Raw genomic sequence first — 18,635 nt, 5'->3', positions numbered from 1 at the left:
CCCTCTCCGATAAATGCGAGGATTTTACCTGATGATCTCCGCATTGAATACATGGCCCCGACTTAGCGCTGAGATTTGTTACAGCGCTATTTAATCAGAAATCATTTCCTGCCAGGCATATCTGGAATAATTAAATCCCCGCGCAATGCATATGAACCCAACACACTTTTGGTTTTTGCATTGAGCCATGCCACTATTTTCGCCGCCATGGCATCCATAGAATATTCAATGGCAGGAATAGTCGGGATCCCCGGATAATGTAATGACCCAGCCAGGCTAAATACCATGATGTCATCTGGTACCGATTTATTAAACGCTTGTAGTTGTGGAATAACACTTTGAGCTTCCTGCTCATCTGCCACCAATAAGGCATTAAAATTGAGGGTTGCACTGCTATTAAGCAACACTTGTAGCGCCACCGATGAAGAGGATGAGTCCATAAAAATCAGGTCACGGTTAAAAGGCAAAAAGTTATTTTCCAGCGCACGCTTATAACCTAACAATACATCTTCCACATAACCGCTGGTGTCTGGATTAATTAAAGCGATTTTCCTTCGGCCCTGTTTTATTAAATAATTACACGCAGTTTCCGCAGCAAAAGCATGGTCAAAATGGATGCTGTTAGTGGCGTCGACATCCATACAATCGACCAGAATGATACTTTCATCCGAGAGATTAAGCGGGAAACGCGCGCCAATAATCAACACGTCATCACACAGCCCGCAGGTCAGTTCATCAAGCGCCTGCATCACTTCAGCTTTGTTATTGGCAAAACGCAGCAGTAAATGTTTTTGATGCTGGCTAAGATGCTTTTCAAGCGCATACAGGTAACCGGTCGTTTGGTTAATATTCTCTTGCGCGCAGATAACGCCAATGCAACCTGTTGACTGACTTAATAATGATTGCGCGATAACATTTGGTCGGTAATGTAGCTCTTCTACCGCTTTTAGTACCGCAAGACGGCTGGTTTCCTTAACGCCGCGCGAACCACTCAACACCCGTGATACTGTGGCTTTAGAAACCCCAGCCAAACGTGATACATCGTTGATTGTAGACATGATCCTCTCCTTGCAGGCTTTAGTCCTTGCCTGTTATTCCTAAATACGGCTCTGGCCCACCTATTACAGCCCACTGAGTATAGACGTTTCCATTTAGCATGGAAACCGAATTTCCATCACTATCCAAAATAGAGTTCCAATCATCAAAGCTGTGATAGCCATCAAATAAATAATCCCTATATATACTGGACTTTGATGGCTATCACAATTCCATTTACTTTAAATGGAAAACGGTTTCCGTATGATATCCAATAATAACCGAAACAACCGCCAACCCTAAATGGAAAACGGTTTCCGTATAGTGTCATAATCGGTGTTAGCAATGATTTTTTATCTTTTGAGGATGGCTGTAGATGTTCAAGATTATGTTGTGTTGTTCCGCAGGGATGTCCACCAGCATGCTGGTCAGGAAAATGCGGGTCGTTGCCGAAGAAAAAGGAATACCTGTTGAGATTGATGCGTTTGGTGTCTCTGAATTTGATATTCAGTTCCCACACTATCAGGTAGTTCTGATCGGGCCGCAAGTGAAATACATGTTAGGTATGCTATCAGAAAAGGCTGCTGCCCACGGTATTCCCGTTCAGCCCATCGATATGATGGATTACGGAATGCAGCGTGGCGACAAAGTCCTGGACTATGCTCTGTCGCTCATTAACGCGACCCACTAAGAAGGTGTTCATATGAGTTCTCTATATCAATCGATGGTTGCGGTTATTGAACAATCTATTACTCCGTTAGCCGGACGTCTGGGCCAACAAAAATACGTTATTGCTATCCGTGACGGCTTTACCGCTGCACTGCCTTTTATGATCATCGGTTCATTTATGCTGGTGTTTATTTTTCCGCCTTTTTCTGCCGAGACCACGATGGGATTCGCCAGAGCCTGGCTGGATTTTTCTCAGACATACCGCGCACAACTGATGTTGCCTTTTAATCTCAGCATGGGGGTGATGACATTCTTCATTTCTGTCGGGGTTGGTGCCAGTCTGGGGCGACAGTTTAATCTGGACCCGGTGATGACCGGTCTGCTGGCATTTATGGCGTTTCTGTTGGTGGCGGCCCCTTACGCCGACGGAAAAATATCCACCCAGTATCTGTCTGGCCAAGGGATCTTTACCGCGCTGATTACCGCAATTTACTCCACCCGTGTGTATGCCGCACTGAAGCAGCACAATATTACTATTCGGCTACCGAAAGAAGTTCCAACCGGCGTCGCACGTTCTTTTGAAATCCTGATCCCGGTGCTGGTCATTATTGCCACGCTGCACCCACTCAATTTATTTATTGAATCGCATACCGGCATGATCATTCCAGAAGCTATCATGCATTTGCTGGCACCCTTGGTTTCCGCATCAGACTCTCTACCCGCCATTATATTGTCAGTGTTGTTGTGCCAGATTTTTTGGTTCTCCGGTATTCACGGCTCAATGATTGTTACTGGCATTATGAGTCCATTCTGGATGACGAACCTGGCAGCAAACCAAGCTGCGTTGGCCGTGGGTGGCGCCTTACCGCATATCTACTTACAAGGCTTTTGGGATCACTACCTGCTGATTGGCGGCGTGGGCTCCACATTACCGCTGGCTTTCTTGCTACTGCGCAGTAAAGCTCCCCACTTACGTACCATTGGCAAAATGGGTGTCATACCGAGTTTCTTCAATATTAACGAACCTATCCTGTTTGGCGCACCGATCATCATGAACCCCATCATGTTCATCCCGTTCATTTGTGTGCCGGTGATCAACGCCATTCTGGCTTACACCGCGACCAAATTAGGCTGGCTGGCACAAGTCGTCTCTCTGACGCCATGGACAACGCCTGCGCCTATTGGTGCATCCTGGGCCGCAAACTGGGCTTTCAGTCCGGTGGTGATGTGTGTGATCTGTATGATGGTTTCTGCCCTGATATACCTGCCGTTCCTGCGTGCTTATGAACGCTCGCTGCTGAAAACCGATGCAGAAAAAAACCTGAGTACTCAACCACTAATCGAAACCACCAGCATTAACTGATAGTGACTAACAAAGAGGCAAGAGTCATGAAGAAATACATATTTCCCAATCACTTCTGGTGGGGCAGTGCCAGTTCAGCGCTGCAAACCGAAGGGGAAAGCCTACTCCATGGCAAAAGTCCTACAACCTGGGACACCTGGTACGCCAGCCAGCCATCGCGCTTTCATCAGCAGATTGGCCCGGATGAAACATCGACGTTCTATCACAACTGGCGGCAGGACATTGCGTTGCTCAAGCAGCTCAATCACAACAGCTTTCGTACTTCACTGAGTTGGGCGCGACTGATCCCAAACGGGGTCGGCGAAATCAACCCCGAAGCGGTCGCTTTTTATAACAATGTCATCGACGAACTGCTGGCCCAAGGCATTACGCCATTCATTACCCTGTTCCACTTTGATATGCCGATGGCGATGCAGGAGATAGGCGGCTGGGAAAATCGTGAAGTTATTGATGCCTGGCAGCGTTACGCCGAAGTGTGCTTTGAACTGTTCGGTGACCGGGTTAAACACTGGTTTACATTTAATGAACCGATCGTCCCTGTAGAAGGTGGCTATCTGTATGACTTCCACTATCCCAATGTAGTGGATTTCAGACGAGCGGCAACCGTGGCATACCACACGGTGCTGGCACATGCGACCGCCGTCAAATCTTATCGCGCGGGACAGTATGAAGGGGAAATAGGTATCGTACTTAACCTGACACCTTCATACCCGCGTTCACAAAATCCAGCCGACCTGCAAGCGGCTGAATATGCAGATCTGTTGTTTAACCGCAGCTTCCTCGATCCGGCGTTGCGCGGTGAGTATCCGCAAGAGTTGATTGATTTGCTGTGCGATTACGACCAAATGCCAATACGTCAGCAAGGGGACAAGGTATTAATTGCCGAGGGGAAGATCGATCTTCTGGGGATCAATTACTATCAGCCACGACGGGTAAAATGCCGTGACAGTGCGGTAAACCCCGAAGCACCTTTTATGCCCGAATGGTTATTTGACGCCTATGAAATGCCGGGGCGAAAAATGAACCCTTATCGCGGCTGGGAAATTTATGAGTCTGGGATTTACGATATCCTGACCAATTTACGACTTAATTATGGTAACCCACGCTGCTTTATTTCCGAAAATGGTATGGGAGTGGAAAATGAAGAGCGATTTATACAAGACGGTAAAATCAATGATCAATATCGGATAGATTTTGTTTCCGACCATCTTAAATGGCTACATAAAGGTATTAGCGAGGGTTGCAATTGTCTTGGCTACCATATGTGGACATTTATTGATAACTGGTCATGGTGCAATGGCTATAAAAACCGCTATGGTTTTGTCCAGTTAGATTTATCCAACCAGAAACGGACAGTTAAAAAAAGTGGAGAATGGTTTGCCACAACCTCCGCGAATAATGGTTTTGATTAACCCAGGAACGGATGATGATTGAATTAGAAGAAGCGGTAATGGAAATTATTGTCAATGCCGGGCAATCGCGTAGCCTTTGTTTTGAAGCACTGCAGGCTGCACGAAAAGGCGACATTGATAGAGCCAAAAGTTTGTTGCTGGAAGCTGACGAGTTTGCCCGTCAGGCACACCATATACAAACCAAGCTGATTGAACAGGATGCCGGTGAAGCCAGGCAACCGATGACATTAATTATGGTGCACGCTCAAGATCATTTAATGACATCTTTACTGGCACGTGAATTATCAGAAGAAATTATTCATCTTTATCAGCGTTAATATTATAGAAATAAATAAAATAATATTATCCACTTTAAACGGAGACATCATCACGCTTAAAACTTAAACAAACCTTATTGAAATTATATTATAAAAATAAACTTACTTTGGTGATGGCATTATTATCCTGTCAAATCCGGACGGGATAGCTATTGTCTAAATAATAAATTATTTACTTATAAAATTGAGATAGCGATGAAAATAATTAAACAACTTCCATTAGCAATGGCGGTTATCGCCGCGCTTTGCCCTATTTCTGTACTGGCACAAGAAACAGTTACCACCATTACCACTGAACAACTCAATAAAATCGTCGCGGACGCAGTGGAAAAAGCACTGGCAGAACGTAAAGAAAAAATAGAAGCGGCAACCCTGCAAAAACCAAACGTAGATGTGGTTGAGAAAGCCGCCGTCCCGCCAAGCCCGGAGATGGCTATTCCTTACGGCCTAAAATTCAATGCCTACGCGCGTTATGGTGCACAATTCCAGGCGGGCGACCAAAAATATGTGGGGGTCGATGGCTCGTATAATGGTTCTTCAGCAATAGGTCGTCTGGGAAATGAGGGCAATGGCGGGGAGTTTCAGTTTTCCAAGGCATTTAAAGGCAACAACGGCGCAATATGGGATGTGGTGGTTATGCTTGACCACTGGGGTGATGAAGTTAACCTGAAAAAAGCCTACGCCGGTGTCACTAATCTGTTTGAATCTCAACCTAATGCCTATTTATGGGCGGGTCGTGATTTCCATCAGCGCCCGCAACAGGGCATTAACGACTATTTCTGGATGACCCATGATGGACAAGGTGCCGGGGTAAAAAACCTGGATCTCGGAGGTGTTCAGCTCGATACTGCCGCCGTCGGTTCAGTACAATCCTGTAGCCCACAAGTCGTCGCAGACCAGTCCAACCCGTCGCGCATTACCTGTACCGGAGGCTCGGGAACCGGTGATAACGGCCACTACGCTCTAACATCAAAAATACATGGCGTGAAGTTGGGACCGATCGATTTTGAGCTCTATACCAACTATGGTTTTGACTCTAAAGCGATTGAAAGCGAGGAGAAGCTGACAGCCTGGCAAACTGCAGTGGTGCTTAGCCATACCGGTGAAAATAGCGAAAATAAATGGGTCACGCGCTATTCGGATAACTCAGATAACAGCGTTTATAACAAAACCGACGATCTTCGCACGGTTTATACCAGCCTTGAGGGAACGTATAAGTTCACTCAGCAAACGTCAGTGGCCTATCTCGCGGCGTTCCATGATTACGACAGAAGCCACCATAATGAGGACAATCGCCGCAACTATGGTGTAATTATTCGCCCAATGCATTTTTGGAACGATGTTCATTCAACCTGGCTTGAAGCGGGTTATCAACGCGTAGATTATGATACTGGCGGCGATAATAAAGGCTGGAAGCTGACACTTTCCCAGAATATCTCTATCGATATGGGGGCTGATTTTAGACCGATGTTGCGCTTCTACGTCACTGGCGGCGAAGTCGATAACAAACATACCGCCACCACTACCGACACGGTAGATACCCGGCTTGACTCCTTTAACGTAGGAGCAATGTGGGAAGCCTGGTTCTAGTCTAATAATGTCAGTTTAGGATAACCGCTACGGCGGTTATTCCTGAGACGGTGCTGCATTTTATCCCATCCCCCTAAGTCCATATTGTCTTACGCTATACCCACCTGCTATCTTGATATTCGCGTAAATGAATACTTTTGGTCTGCCACTGACAATTAACGAGAATAATAATGATGAAAATTTTGGGCCTTATTGGTGGTATGAGTTGGGAATCTACCATTCCCTATTATCGGATGATCAACCAGCAGGTTAAGGAACAACTAGGCGGATTGCATAGCGCAAAAATCATTCTCTATAGCGTAGATTTTCATGAAATAGAACAACTTCAGGCTACAGGTGACTGGCAAACGGCCGCACAGATACTGTCTAACGCCGCCGTTTCATTAAAACGCGCAGGGGCTGATGTCATTGTGATCTGTACTAATACCATGCACAAAGTGGCAGATGATATTGAAGCCGCCAGTGGATTACCTTTATTGCATATAGCCGATGCAACTGCTGCACAAATTAAGCAACAAGGGATCAGTAAAATTGGTTTATTAGGCACTCGCTATACCATGGAGCAAGATTTTTATCGTGGTCGCTTAACTGAAAAGCATGATATTGAGGTGATTGCCCCAGACAGCACTGACCGTGAAATCATTAACCGGATTATTTATAAGGAACTCTGCCTGGGGATTATCAGTGAACCCTCCCGCCAAGAATATCGCCGTGTTATTAGCAAATTGGAGGATCAAGGCGTGCAAGGGATTATCTTTGGTTGCACCGAGATTACTTTACTGGTTAACGCGCAAGATGCCGGGGTACCGGTGTTTGACACCACGGCAATACATGCCAGAGCCGCCGCTGAATACGCGCTCCACCAATAGTCAACGTCATTGGAACCGCAGGTAGACAGCAAGTCACTGTCTCGCAGAGGCGAGGTCCATGGATGAGCCGCCATTATCGCGTCATCGGCGAGGGATATCAGCCGCTAATGAAATTCTTACCGGCGGCTTTTGCGCTATAAAGCATCCTATCGGCACGAAGTAATAATTGATCCTGCGCTTCATTTTGTTCCAACTCGACCACGCCGAAACTCATTGTTACGTTAATATTGCCATCCATCGGCATTATCTCAATGAGTTGTCTGATTTTCTCGGCGATGTTTTTAGCCTCATTTAATTGCGTATTAGGTAACACAATCATAAATTCATCGCCCCCCCAACGGCCTAAAATGTCAATTTCTCTAATATTATGCCTAATCACATCAACAATATGCGTTAAGGTTAAGTCCCCGACGAAATGACCATACTCATCATTAATAGATTTGAAATTATCTAAATCCAGCGAGAGCAATGACAGCGGCTGGAAAAATCGTTTAGCACGGCTACATTCGTGCTTCAATACTTTTTCCAACAAATAACGGTTAGCCACAGAGGTTAATACATCTGTTTCAGAAAGATTTTTTTTGATATCTAACTGCTGCTGTAACCGGATATTGGTTTCACGCAATTCAGCGGTTCGTTCTTCAACTAGTGCTTCCAGCGATTTATTCTTTAGCTCCAACTTTTCAAGGCGATGTTTTCTGTCATGGATATTCCGATGAGCACCTATCATCCTCGATACCGAGCCATCGCTATTACGTTCAATCACCTTGCCACGATCCTCAATCCAGATATAGCTACCATCATAGGTTCGGCAACGATATTCAATTTGGTATCTTTCGGCCTGATGATTGATATAGGCATCGAACTGAAACATAACTCTTTCAAAATCATCCGGATGAATAATTTTCTCCCACGTATGTACTGTATTTTCAAAAGTATGGGCGGGATATCCCAACATTTCATACCAACCGGCATTACGGTAAACAAATCCATTGTTTGCGTTCCAATCCCAAATACCATCACTTATCACTTCGAGAATTTCATGAACAACGCGCTCACTTAAATCGGCAATCTTAACCTTCTGATCACTTTGATTATGGCTCATTGAACTACCCTGCTGTGTTAGTAAATGAAAAGACAAAAATAAGTTTGTTTAATTATTATTCTAACATTGTGAATTAACGTTTTTGGACAGGCAAGACTTTTTAAGCAAAAATTTGACTTTAAAAGAATAAATAAACATTAAAATAGATGCGATTTACATTAATACTCAATCACCTACTTTCTATAGTGTTATCTATTTATATTCTTGAGTATAAGATATTTTTATGAATAACAAGTGATCAAAGCCCGTTATTTTATACAAAAAGAGAGAATTAATAAAAAATTCCGATTGTCGGAGGGTTACACTACTTTCCATTAATAGCGTTTATTTTATAGCGAAAAAAGGCCCGCAATCTCTCGCGGGCCTTAATGACTCAGTATCAATTAGCAGAAATATCTGCGGTTGACCTTATTTCTGGTACTTACGCATGACCAGTGTGGCGTTGGTGCCACCAAAACCGAAGCTGTTAGACATTACCGTGGTCAGTTCGCGCGCCGTTGGCTCAGTGATGATGTTCATCCCTGCGGCCTGTTCATCCAACTTTTCAATATTGATGCTTGGTGCAATAAAACCGTGCTCAACCATCAACAAGCTAAAGATAGCTTCATGCACACCTGCCGCCCCCAGAGAGTGGCCGGTCATGGCTTTGGTTGAGGAAATAGCCGGCGTGTTATCGCCAAAGACTTCACGGATCGCGCCCAGCTCTTTCACATCACCAACCGGTGTAGAAGTGCCATGTACGTTCATGTAGTCAATTGGTGTATCAACACCTGCCATTGCCATCTGCATGCAACGAACAGCACCTTCACCTGATGGGGCAACCATGTCAGCACCATCAGAGGTTGCGCCGTAGCCAACAATCTCAGCATAGATATGTGCGCCACGCGCCAGAGCATGCTCAAGCTCTTCTACCACCACCATACCGCCGCCACCTGCAATGACGAAACCATCACGGTCTTGATCATAAGTACGGGAAGCTTTAGCCGGAGTTTCATTGTATTTGGTCGACAACGCGCCCATGGCATCGAACTCGCAGGCCATTTCCCAGCACAGTTCTTCACCACCACCCGCAAACACTACATCCTGCTTGCCCAGTTGGATTAACTCCAAAGCATGACCAATACAGTGTGCGGATGTCGCACAAGCGGAACTAATAGAGTAGTTCACGCCTTTGATTTTAAATGGCGTGGCCAGGCAGGCAGACACACCCGATGCCATGGCTTTAGTCACCATATAAGGACCCACGCCTTTCAGGCCGCGTGGGGTACGCATTGCATCAGAACCGGCAACCTGGTTACGAGGTGAACCACCACCGGAACCCACGACCAACCCACTACGGAAATTAGATACTTGCTCATCAGGAAGACCTGAGTCTGCAATGGCTTCTTGCATCGCAAGGTAAGCATAAATTGAGGCGTCGCTCATAAAGCGCAATACTTTACGGTCAATAAGCTCTTTAGGCTCGGCGGCGAGCTTAACATCGCCCCATACATGGCTGCGCATGCCTGCGTCTTTAAATTCCTGAGAGAAAGTAATGCCTGAGCGGCCTTCCCGCAAAGATGCCAGAACTTCATCCTTGTTGTTACCAATGCTGGAGACGATACCCAAGCCAGTAATTACTGCACGCTTCATTCAATACCTCTTCCACTAATTTTACATTCGGGATTTTGCAACGCACTTTAGCGTACAGTTGTACGCCGAACAAGTCCGATCAGCGTAATATATCCAGAAAATTTTACGATTTGCACGCGGCCGGTCACATAGTTAGAATCGCCCTACCCCTTGAGATACGAGTCTTTAAACGTGAGCCAACCCCCAATCCAAATTGCAACATTAAGCTGGAATGAACAGGGTACACCTGTATCGGAACAGTTTGGTGACATCTATTTTTCCAATGAAGATGGGCTGGAAGAAACTCACCACGTTTTTCTGAAGGGTAACGGCTTTCCTGAACGTTTTGTTCAACACCCGCGAGATAACTGCATTTTTGCCGAAACAGGCTTCGGTACCGGATTGAATTTCCTGACATTATGGCGTGATTTTGCGCATTTTAAACAACAGAATCCGAACACCAAACTCCAGCGGTTGCATTATATCAGCTTCGAAAAATACCCACTTCAGATCGCCGACTTAGCTGCCGCCCATGCTCATTGGCCGGAACTGGCCTCTTTTGCCGAACAACTGCGCGCACAATGGCCGTTGCCCCTGGCCGGATGCCACCGTATTTTTCTGGCCGAAGGGGCTATTACCCTGGATTTGTGGTTTGGTGATGTAAACACCTTGCTGCCACTGTTGGATAGCAGCCTGAATAATCAAGTGGATGCCTGGTTCCTTGATGGCTTTGCACCTGCCAAAAACCCCGATATGTGGAACAACATGCTATTCAATGCCATGGCGCGGATGACAAGGCTGGGGGGCACTTTTGCTACTTTTACTGCTGCCGGGTTTGTCCGTCGGGGCTTGCAACAGGCTGGGTTTGAGGTGGCTAAAGTGAAAGGTTTTGGGCAAAAGCGTGAAATGCTGATCGGCAGCTTGCCACAAAGCATTGTGGCACAATCGGCCCCTTGGTATCACCGGCCGGCCGCCACCCGCTGCGATGATATCGCTATTATCGGAGGAGGAATTGTCAGTGCATTAACCGCATTGGCCCTGCTGCGCCGTGGGGCTAAGGTCACGCTTTACTGTGCCGACGCACAACCCGCGCAAGGGGCATCAGGTAACCGCCAAGGCGCGCTTTATCCACTGCTGAACGGCAAAAATGATGCACTGGAAACCTTTTTCACCAGTGCTTTTACCTTTGCCCGCCGTCAATATGACCAATGGCTTGCGCAAGGGATGAGTTTTGATCATCAGTGGTGTGGTGTCAGCCAATTGGCATTTGATGAAAAAAGCCGTGGCAAGATTGATAAGATGCTGCAAATAAGCTGGCCGACACAACTTGCCGAGCCAATGGGCCGTGAGCAGCTCAATGCGCTAGCTGGATTGGATTGCGCCCACGATGGTATACATTATCCTGCCGGTGGCTGGCTTTGCCCATCAGACCTCACTACCGCACTGATGGCATTGGCACAACAAAACGGCATGAACTGCCACTATCACCATGAACTGCGCCAGTTAAACCGTATTGACGAACAGTGGCAACTTAGTTTCCAGCAGCCCGTTCTCCAGCAACCATGGGCAGAAAAACAACATGCCACGGTGATCCTTGCTACCGGTCATCGCTTATCAGAATGGGAGCAAACCCGGCATCTGCCGCTGTCGGCGGTGCGCGGTCAGGTATCTCACATTCCCACCACCCCGGTACTGAGCCAGTTGCGGCAAGTGCTGTGCTATGACGGCTACCTAACGCCAGTGAACCCCACCAATCAACATCACTGTATCGGTGCCAGCTATCAGCGCGGCGACGTTGCCACCGATTTTCGGGCTGATGAACAACAAGAGAACCGGGATCGTCTGTTACGTTGCCTGCCACAGGTCAGTTGGCCGCTTCAGGTGGATATCAGCGATAATCAGGCGCGTTGTGGTGTACGTTGCGCTCTTCGTGATCATTTGCCAATGGTAGGCGCAGTACCGGATTACGCGGCAACCCTGGCTCAATATCAGGATCTGCCGCGCCAAATTCAGCATGGTGAAACAATAGCCGTTGCTCCCGTGTGGCCGGAATTGTTTATGGTAGGCGCATTAGGGTCGCGGGGTTTGTGCAGTGCGCCATTAGTGGCAGAAATTCTGGCAGCACAAATGTTTGGCGAACCTCTGCCATTAGAGGCCCCGACGCTGGCAGCACTTAATCCTAATCGGTTCTGGATTCGAAAATTACTGAAAGGCAGGCCAGTGCAACATCAGGCTTCGCCGGTCTCTGGATAACTATTATTGACGTTGTTGTATGTCCAAAGACTGCCGGGGCGACTGCACCGATGGGCACTCCGGTCGCTTACGCGACTACGACCCATTCGGCACATTTCCTCACCCTATCTGGCTTATTAGCTTTCTGAGTTGAGGGCTATTAAGTATTTAGTGTGGTAATTGGGCTTGTTCTAATAAACGATCCCACAATCCCAAAACCAAAGCCTGATCCGGCGGGGAAAGCTCACCGGCTTTAATCGCTTTCTCCAGGCTGGTCTGCACTCTGGCATGTAACTGTTCAGCCGTGTGCTCGCCAAATTCTTCAGATTCAGCAACGGCTAACGTCAGATGACCGCACAGGTAGCCACCGGCAAATAAATCATCATCACTGGCGTGCTCTACCATGTTATCAATCTGCGCCAAGATGCGCGTTTCGAACTCTGCAATCATCATTCCCCCTAATTTTTCTTTTATATCAATACAATATATAACGCTACACGAGATCTTCCGGGTATGGGAAAAGCGCGGGCACCAATGGCGGCGTATTGTAAAACGATTGCAGTGCCTGAATAAAGCCCGCAGGTCGTGAGGATATCCCATTGTCCAAATGCCACAGCACTTGTTCACGTACTTTGCGCTGAAATGTTATCCGGTCCGGTTCGCAATCACCTTCCAAATTGTCGCAACTGACGTTGAAAGGGAAACCGGCGGCCACGCAAAACATCCATTCCAGTGCCTGTGGTTTGATCTCTACCCTTTCAAATTGGCTTTGAGTTAATGCATCGCGCCCATCTGGGCAATACCAATAACCAAAATCCACCTGCTTGCGCCGTTCTTCCCCGGCAATACACCAATGGGAGATTTCATGCATGCCACTGGCATAATATCCATGGGCAAAAATCACCCGGTGATACGGGAACTCTGCATCGGCAGGCAGGTAAATAGGTTCATCATCGCCTTTTACCAATCGTGTATTATATTCAGAGCTGAAACAGGTATTAAAAATATCGATTAATTGCTGATAATCATGGGTCATGCTTAGGTCCGTAACAGCGATATCACCTGCGGCATTCAAGCCCGCTATAGTTTTGATACCTTGGGTTATGCGAAAATGTGTAATCCCAGCCAAGAGAATATTTCAGCACCGTGGCTGTCGTACAGCAGCTTGCAGCTCATTACGAATGAAACCACAACGATCATTGGGCGAATTAATTTCTGCCCCTTGGTCAGCACCATATGTGCGCCGATCCGCGCGCCCAGCACCTGTCCTACCAGCATCACTAGCCCAACACTCCACACCACTTTACCGCCGACGATAAAGAATATCAGGCTGCCAGCATTAGAGGTGAAATTGAGCACTTTGGCATGGGCTGTGGATTTTGCCAGATTAAAACCGCACAAGGTAACAAAAGCCAGTGCATAGAAGGAACCGGCACCAGGGCCAAAGAAACCATCATAAAATCCCACCCCACCACCGGCTATCAAGGCAAACGGCAAGGCGGATAAGCGGCGCTGTTGGTCGACTTCACCTAGCTTTGGCGTGACCAGAAAATAGATACCAATCCCTATTACCAGCAGTGGCAAGATTTGCCGCAGAATATCAGCGCGCATCTGCTGGACTAAAATTGCACCCAGCATTGAACCTACCAACGTCAAGGCAATGGTCAGTTTTTGCTCTTTTAAATTAACCGCCCCACGGCGGATAAAATAAAGACTGGCAGAGAAAGACCCACCCACCGACTGTAATTTATTGGTCGCCAATACCTGTGCTGGCGGCAGCCCTATCGCCAGCAGTGCCGGGACGGTTAACAAACCGCCACCACCGGCGATGGAATCAATAAAGCCAGCCAATAAAGCCACTAAAAACAGAATCCCTAAAACCCCAGGACCCAGCGTAAACCAATCCATGATTTATTCCGCAGCGAAATGGTTATCCAACAAAGCCTGACATGAAGCTGGCAATGGAGGGGGTAAGGTTTTACCCGGTTTGGCACTTGGCTGATGTGGCTGGAACCAGCTTTCTAATTCCGCACCACAGCCATCACCCGGTGGCGGAGTATCTTGATCCAGGCACTCCAGGCTACCTGCCGGACAACGCAGTCGTACATGCATATGAGCACGATGGCCAAACCAAGGTCGGACTTTGTGCAACCAATGGCGATCCGCGCCGGCATCCAGACAGAGCTGTTTTTTAATCGCCGGATTGACAAAAATTCGTGTCACTTCGTTATCTTTAGCCGCCAGCTTAATCAGGTTTTCGACTTGCGGCTGCCATAACGCAGGCACCACCCGCTTGCCGTCAGCGGAAACTAAATCAATCGGTTGCGGTTTCAGTAACTGTTGCTGGCTCCAGCGCTGTTGCGGCAGTTGCAGCCAGATATCCACATCCAGACCCGACTGATGACTGGCATGACCGCGACTAAAACGCCCACCGGCGGGCATCGCCATATCACCAATTAACACCGTACCGAGCTGATTTTTCTGGGCTTGATCACTCAAGCGATGGATAAAGTTCAACAAATCAGGATGACCAAAATAACGGCGTTGATCCGGCCGCATCACCTGATAATCTGCCGACTCAAGCGGCAAAGGCATGGCACCAATAACGCAGCCATTGGCAAAACCGCCAATTGACTGCGGCGAGCCTGCCACCGGATGGGTGATCTGTTGCCATGGCGTCGCTGCCGTGGCCGAACTAACGGCAACCAGCGCCACTAGGCCCGCTATCCATTTTTTCATTGTGACTACCAGCGCGGAACGTCTGAAACCACATCACCGCACTGTGCTCGCTGGCGCAGCAAGTGATCCATTAACACAATAGCCATCATCGCTTCAGCAATTGGCACGGCACGGATACCGACACAAGGGTCATGGCGACCACGGGTAACCATTTCAACCGCCTCACCTTGCCGGTTAATGGTTTGCCCTGGCACCATAATGCTGGACGTCGGTTTTAAGGCAATGTGCGCCACGACCGGCTGCCCGCTACTGATACCGCCTAAAATGCCACCGGCATGGTTGCTCTGAAAACCTTGCGGGGTGATCTCATCGCGGTTTTCACTACCACGCCTGGTGACCACAGCAAAACCATCGCCGATCTCCACCCCTTTTACCGCATTAATGCTCATCAGCGCATGGGCCAAATCGGCATCTAGACGGTCAAATACTGGCTCGCCTAACCCCACGGGTACATGTTCAGCCACTACGGTAATTTTGGCACCAATCGAGTCGCCAGCCTTTTTCAGCTCGCGCATCAGCGTATCTAGCGGCTCCAATTTACTGGCATCCGGGCAGAAGAACGGATTCTGTTCAACCAAATCCCAGTCAATCAATTCACAACTGATATCACCAATTTGGGCCAGATAGCCACGCACCTGCACCCCGAATTTCTGCGCCAGATACTTTTTAGCAATCGCACCGGCAGCAACACGCATCGCAGTTTCACGCGCTGAAGAGCGGCCACCGCCACGATAATCACGCACACCGTATTTCTGTTCGTAGGTATAATCAGCATGGCCAGGGCGGAACACGTCTTTAATCGCGCTGTAATCCTGTGAACGCTGGTCAGTATTCTCAATCATTAACCCGATGCTGGTACCGGTGGTTAGCCCCTCAAATACGCCAGATAAAATGCGCACCTGATCCAGCTCGCGGCGCTGGGTGGTATAACGTGAGGTACCCGGACGCCGCCGATCAAGATCTAACTGAATATCAGCTTCGGTGATCGGAATGCCCGGAGGGACGCCATCAATAATACACCCCAAAGCGATACCGTGAGATTCACCAAAAGTGGTGACGCGGAAAAACTGCCCAATACTGTTGCCAGCCATCACGGTTCCTTAGCCTTGAGTGATAAACAATTTAGCGATAAACAATTTAGTCATAAACACATTACTCATAAACAAGCTGTCAGCCCGAGATTAATCACACTGACAGAGTATTATAAGTAGAGGTTGATTCATCACGGTACATAATAAAATGTGCTGCACAGTCAATCAGTTGCTGTTTTGTCAGCATAAAGACACCATCACCGCCGTTGTCAAACTCCAGCCAGGTGAAAGGGACATCCGGGTACTGGTCCATCAAATGCACCATGCTATTGCCCACTTCGCAAACCAACACCCCATCATCCTGCAAAAAGTCCGGTGCACAAGCTAAAATACGACGGGCCAGTTTCAGTCCATCGCTACCGGCAGCCAGCCCCAATTCAGGCTCGAAGCGGAACTCCTGTGGCAAGTCGTCCATATCTTCAGCATCGACATATGGTGGGTTGGTGACAATCAAATCATATTTTATCGGAGGTAAATCGCGGAACAGGTCAGAACGAATAGGCGTGACCTGATGCTCCATACCGTGCTGTTGAATATTGAGCTCAGTTACCGCCAGCACATCATTGGAGATATCAACCGCATCCACTTCAGCTTCCGGGAAGGCATAAGCGCAAGCAATAGCAATACAGCCACTGCCGGTGCACATATCCAGAATATGCTTAGGTTGCTGTCTGATCAGCCCGTCAAAACTGTTATTGATCAATTCAGCTATGGGTGAACGTGGCACCAACACGCGTTCATCAACATAATATTCCATACCACAGAACCAAGCTTTATTGGTCAGATAAGCCACTGGAATACGCTCATTCACCCGGCGGATAACCCGCTCGACAATACGGTGGCGTTCACTGGAGGTCAGGCGCGCATTGCGCATATCTTCCGGCATATCTATTGGTAAAAATAGACTTGGGAAAACCAGTTGTACCGCTTCGTCCCACGGATTATCAGTACCGTGACCATAAAAAATATCAGCCGCATTAAATCGACTGACTGCCCAACGCAGCATATCCTGAATGGTGTGCAGCTCATTTACAGCTTCATCGACGAAAATCTTGTCCAAGGTATTCTCCAACGGGTGCTTAACATCATTATCTATGCCCTAGTTTGCCATGAAGCCCGCGACAAATCAGCAGCAATACATCAGTTGAATGATAACCGAATAATGAATAGAACATTAAAGCCGCTAATTCCATATCCACATTTACTTAGACAGATGATTTTCAATAGGTAAACTGAAGGCAATTGAATAGGTACAATGAACAGACAATGAAAAATAAATATCACCTGACGACCGACGAATTACAGCTATTTAAAGAGTCGATAGCCGGGGCAAAAAAACTGAAACAGGACACGATTGTCCACCATATGCCGCCCAAGTTAGGTAAAAAAATCGCACCGGTGCGGCTACTGCAAGAGCAGGTTGATGCCAGTTATTATTTTTCCGATGAATTCCAACCACAGTTAGATAGCGAAGGTCCGACTCGCTATGTGCGGCCCGGTGTTGATCATTTTGAAGTTAAAAAATTGCGGCGGGGCGATTACTCACCTGATATGTTTTTGGACTTACATGGATTAACCCAAAAGCAGGCCAAGCAAGAGTTGGGGGCATTAATTGCCGCCTGCAGACGCGAACATGTGCATTGTGCCTGTGTCATGCACGGCCATGGCAAGCATGTTCTCAAACAACAAAGCCCTTTGTGGCTGGCACAGCACCCAGATGTGCTGGCATTCCACCAAGCCCCTAAAGAGTGGGGTGGCACTGCGGCCTTACTGGTATTGATTGAGTTAGAAGAGTAGCCGGAACCGGGTAATCATTAGGTTGTATAAAATACAGTTTGGTAGAAAAAGCAAAGGCGCGACAGAAATGCCGCGCCGATAGAACCTTGACTAAAACGACTTTCAACCGTGGCAGGCCTTCGCCAGCAATTGTGACGGGCTTACCTGCCAGTCAAACGAGCCCTTCCCGCTATCACCATCAAGGTCAACACAGGCAATTGCCGAAGTAGCAAACATGGGTGGACATTGCCCAGGGCAAAGTTCAGCGACCAGATACCCCACCAACGGCAAGTGCGAGATAACCAGCACTGCATTGCAATCTTCTTTGGCTAAGGTCTGCAAATAGCAGCAGATAAAAGCGGGATCCCCACCCGGCGTTAATTCTGGCATCACTTCCGGCTCTGTTGGCAAAGCCATAACCTCACGCACCACGTCCAATGTTTGCCTCGCGCGCAAGTAAGGGCTAACCAGAACCCTCGCTACATCAACCGACTGTTCGTTTAGCCAGCTTGCTATTTGACGAGATTCATCCTGACCGCACAGGGTAAGGGCCCTCTGTGCATCACTGGCTGCATCAAGTGCCGCGTCGCCGTGACGCATAATGAAAACTTGCATATTGCACCGTTTTTGTTAAAAACATAACGCTATACAGAAACGCTTCGCGTGCTGTACCGCCGAAACCTTCGCCCAAGAGCAAAGAAACTTCATAACGATAACGCGCCGTCTCTCTATGGCGGCCGGGCATTCTGCCTGAAACTTAAGGTAAAGAAAATGGCTATTTTTACGCCAGAGATACCGGCAGCCCACCTTGACTGGTTACATAATA

General features: G+C 47.8%; 18 protein-coding genes. 8 read left to right on the top strand and 10 right to left on the bottom strand.

The features are described 5' to 3' along the window. Positions 1-101 precede the first annotated feature (101 nt). Entirely contained in the window at positions 102-1,058 is a 957-nt protein-coding gene (locus AEP37_RS14145; protein WP_049613930.1) for a LacI family DNA-binding transcriptional regulator, read from the bottom strand. A gap of 353 nt (positions 1,059-1,411) precedes the next feature. Between AEP37_RS14145 and AEP37_RS14140 the strand changes: the two genes are divergently transcribed. The 6 genes from AEP37_RS14140 to AEP37_RS14115 all read left to right on the top strand — a co-directional run bounded on the left by AEP37_RS14140 (position 1,412) and on the right by AEP37_RS14115 (position 7,255). Continuing rightward, positions 1,412-1,726 (top strand): PTS sugar transporter subunit IIB, encoded by a 315-nt coding sequence (locus AEP37_RS14140; protein WP_049613929.1) that lies wholly within the window; start codon positions 1,412-1,414, stop codon positions 1,724-1,726. A gap of 12 nt (positions 1,727-1,738) precedes the next feature. Then, positions 1,739-3,067, top strand: a complete 1,329-nt coding sequence (locus AEP37_RS14135) for a PTS sugar transporter subunit IIC (RefSeq protein ID WP_049613928.1) — start codon at positions 1,739-1,741, stop codon at positions 3,065-3,067. A gap of 26 nt (positions 3,068-3,093) precedes the next feature. Further along, positions 3,094-4,479 carry a glycoside hydrolase family 1 protein gene (locus tag AEP37_RS14130; protein ID WP_049613927.1) on the top strand — a complete coding sequence of 462 codons (1,386 nt, stop codon included), beginning with the start codon at positions 3,094-3,096 and terminating at the stop codon, positions 4,477-4,479. Positions 4,480-4,493: 14 nt separating this feature from the next. Further along, positions 4,494-4,796 (top strand): PTS lactose/cellobiose transporter subunit IIA, encoded by a 303-nt coding sequence (locus AEP37_RS14125; protein ID WP_049613926.1) that lies wholly within the window; start codon positions 4,494-4,496, stop codon positions 4,794-4,796. A gap of 195 nt (positions 4,797-4,991) precedes the next feature. Then, complete coding sequence (locus AEP37_RS14120) at positions 4,992-6,386, top strand: carbohydrate porin (RefSeq protein ID WP_049613925.1); 1,395 nt, start codon at positions 4,992-4,994, stop codon at positions 6,384-6,386. 173 nt (positions 6,387-6,559) lie between these two features. Then, positions 6,560-7,255 carry an aspartate/glutamate racemase family protein gene (locus AEP37_RS14115; RefSeq protein WP_167337939.1) on the top strand — a complete coding sequence of 232 codons (696 nt, stop codon included), beginning with the start codon at positions 6,560-6,562 and terminating at the stop codon, positions 7,253-7,255. Positions 7,256-7,352: 97 nt separating this feature from the next. Here AEP37_RS14115 and AEP37_RS14110 read toward each other — a convergent pair whose 3' ends face one another. Together AEP37_RS14110 and fabB are read right to left on the bottom strand one after the other, a co-directional pair. Beyond that, on the bottom strand, positions 7,353-8,360 hold the full coding sequence (locus tag AEP37_RS14110; RefSeq protein WP_049613923.1) for a sensor domain-containing diguanylate cyclase: 1,008 nt from the start codon (positions 8,358-8,360) through the stop codon (positions 7,353-7,355). A gap of 408 nt (positions 8,361-8,768) precedes the next feature. Further along, entirely contained in the window at positions 8,769-9,992 is a 1,224-nt protein-coding gene (fabB, locus tag AEP37_RS14105; protein ID WP_049613922.1) for a beta-ketoacyl-ACP synthase I, read from the bottom strand. Between the two features lie 171 nt (positions 9,993-10,163). Here fabB and mnmC point away from each other — a divergent pair, with 171 nt between their 5' ends. Continuing rightward, on the top strand, positions 10,164-12,224 hold the full coding sequence (gene mnmC, locus AEP37_RS14100) for a bifunctional tRNA (5-methylaminomethyl-2-thiouridine)(34)-methyltransferase MnmD/FAD-dependent 5-carboxymethylaminomethyl-2-thiouridine(34) oxidoreductase MnmC (RefSeq protein ID WP_049613921.1): 2,061 nt from the start codon (positions 10,164-10,166) through the stop codon (positions 12,222-12,224). A gap of 147 nt (positions 12,225-12,371) precedes the next feature. Here mnmC and AEP37_RS14095 read toward each other — a convergent pair whose 3' ends face one another. From AEP37_RS14095 to prmB, 6 genes are all read right to left on the bottom strand, one after another. Further along, complete coding sequence (locus AEP37_RS14095; protein ID WP_049613920.1) at positions 12,372-12,653, bottom strand: YfcL family protein; 282 nt, start codon at positions 12,651-12,653, stop codon at positions 12,372-12,374. A 43-nt stretch (positions 12,654-12,696) separates the two neighbouring features. After that, positions 12,697-13,239 (bottom strand): elongation factor P hydroxylase, encoded by a 543-nt coding sequence (locus tag AEP37_RS14090; RefSeq protein ID WP_049613919.1) that lies wholly within the window; start codon positions 13,237-13,239, stop codon positions 12,697-12,699. 65 nt (positions 13,240-13,304) lie between these two features. After that, on the bottom strand, positions 13,305-14,111 hold the full coding sequence (locus AEP37_RS14085) for a sulfite exporter TauE/SafE family protein (protein ID WP_049613918.1): 807 nt from the start codon (positions 14,109-14,111) through the stop codon (positions 13,305-13,307). 3 nt (positions 14,112-14,114) lie between these two features. Continuing rightward, positions 14,115-14,942 (bottom strand): penicillin-insensitive murein endopeptidase, encoded by an 828-nt coding sequence (mepA, locus tag AEP37_RS14080; RefSeq protein ID WP_049613917.1) that lies wholly within the window; start codon positions 14,940-14,942, stop codon positions 14,115-14,117. Positions 14,943-14,947: 5 nt separating this feature from the next. After that, positions 14,948-16,033, bottom strand: coding sequence for a chorismate synthase (aroC, locus tag AEP37_RS14075; RefSeq protein ID WP_049613916.1), 1,086 nt, complete (start codon positions 16,031-16,033; stop codon positions 14,948-14,950). Between the two features lie 94 nt (positions 16,034-16,127). Continuing rightward, complete coding sequence (prmB, locus tag AEP37_RS14070) at positions 16,128-17,093, bottom strand: 50S ribosomal protein L3 N(5)-glutamine methyltransferase (RefSeq protein ID WP_049613915.1); 966 nt, start codon at positions 17,091-17,093, stop codon at positions 16,128-16,130. Positions 17,094-17,299: 206 nt separating this feature from the next. On the opposite strand from prmB, the gene smrB reads away from it, so the two are divergent. Next, positions 17,300-17,830, top strand: coding sequence for an endonuclease SmrB (smrB, locus tag AEP37_RS14065; RefSeq protein WP_049613914.1), 531 nt, complete (start codon positions 17,300-17,302; stop codon positions 17,828-17,830). A gap of 102 nt (positions 17,831-17,932) precedes the next feature. On the opposite strand, the gene sixA is transcribed toward smrB, so the two are convergent. After that, a complete protein-coding gene (gene sixA / locus AEP37_RS14060; RefSeq protein ID WP_049613913.1) occupies positions 17,933-18,424 on the bottom strand; it encodes a phosphohistidine phosphatase SixA in 492 nt (163 codons plus the stop codon). Positions 18,425-18,635 lie beyond the last annotated feature (211 nt).

It is taken from the genome of Yersinia pekkanenii (assembly GCF_001152565.1).
GTDB lineage: Bacteria > Pseudomonadota > Gammaproteobacteria > Enterobacterales > Enterobacteriaceae > Yersinia > Yersinia pekkanenii.
The sequence above is the reverse complement of the archived record's forward strand: the minus strand, read 5'-3'. Positions and strand labels throughout refer to the sequence as shown.

Excerpts from the sequence above, each read along its gene's own strand:
- AEP37_RS14145 (WP_049613930.1), bottom strand. The coding sequence starts at position 1,058 with ATGTCTACAATCAACGATGTATCACGTTTGGCTGGGGTTTCTAAAGCC.
- AEP37_RS14140 (WP_049613929.1), top strand. The coding sequence starts at position 1,412 with ATGTTCAAGATTATGTTGTGTTGTTCCGCAGGGATGTCCACCAGCATG.
- AEP37_RS14135 (WP_049613928.1), top strand. The coding sequence starts at position 1,739 with ATGAGTTCTCTATATCAATCGATGGTTGCGGTTATTGAACAATCTATT.
- AEP37_RS14130 (WP_049613927.1), top strand. The coding sequence starts at position 3,094 with ATGAAGAAATACATATTTCCCAATCACTTCTGGTGGGGCAGTGCCAGT.
- AEP37_RS14125 (WP_049613926.1), top strand. The coding sequence starts at position 4,494 with ATGATTGAATTAGAAGAAGCGGTAATGGAAATTATTGTCAATGCCGGG.
- AEP37_RS14120 (WP_049613925.1), top strand. The coding sequence starts at position 4,992 with ATGAAAATAATTAAACAACTTCCATTAGCAATGGCGGTTATCGCCGCG.
- AEP37_RS14115 (WP_167337939.1), top strand. The coding sequence starts at position 6,560 with ATGAAAATTTTGGGCCTTATTGGTGGTATGAGTTGGGAATCTACCATT.
- AEP37_RS14110 (WP_049613923.1), bottom strand. The coding sequence starts at position 8,360 with ATGAGCCATAATCAAAGTGATCAGAAGGTTAAGATTGCCGATTTAAGT.
- fabB (WP_049613922.1), bottom strand. The coding sequence starts at position 9,992 with ATGAAGCGTGCAGTAATTACTGGCTTGGGTATCGTCTCCAGCATTGGT.
- AEP37_RS14095 (WP_049613920.1), bottom strand. The coding sequence starts at position 12,653 with ATGATTGCAGAGTTCGAAACGCGCATCTTGGCGCAGATTGATAACATG.
- AEP37_RS14090 (WP_049613919.1), bottom strand. The coding sequence starts at position 13,239 with ATGACCCATGATTATCAGCAATTAATCGATATTTTTAATACCTGTTTC.
- AEP37_RS14085 (WP_049613918.1), bottom strand. The coding sequence starts at position 14,111 with ATGGATTGGTTTACGCTGGGTCCTGGGGTTTTAGGGATTCTGTTTTTA.
- mepA (WP_049613917.1), bottom strand. The coding sequence starts at position 14,942 with ATGAAAAAATGGATAGCGGGCCTAGTGGCGCTGGTTGCCGTTAGTTCG.
- aroC (WP_049613916.1), bottom strand. The coding sequence starts at position 16,033 with ATGGCTGGCAACAGTATTGGGCAGTTTTTCCGCGTCACCACTTTTGGT.
- smrB (WP_049613914.1), top strand. The coding sequence starts at position 17,300 with ATGAAAAATAAATATCACCTGACGACCGACGAATTACAGCTATTTAAA.
- sixA (WP_049613913.1), bottom strand. The coding sequence starts at position 18,424 with ATGCAAGTTTTCATTATGCGTCACGGCGACGCGGCACTTGATGCAGCC.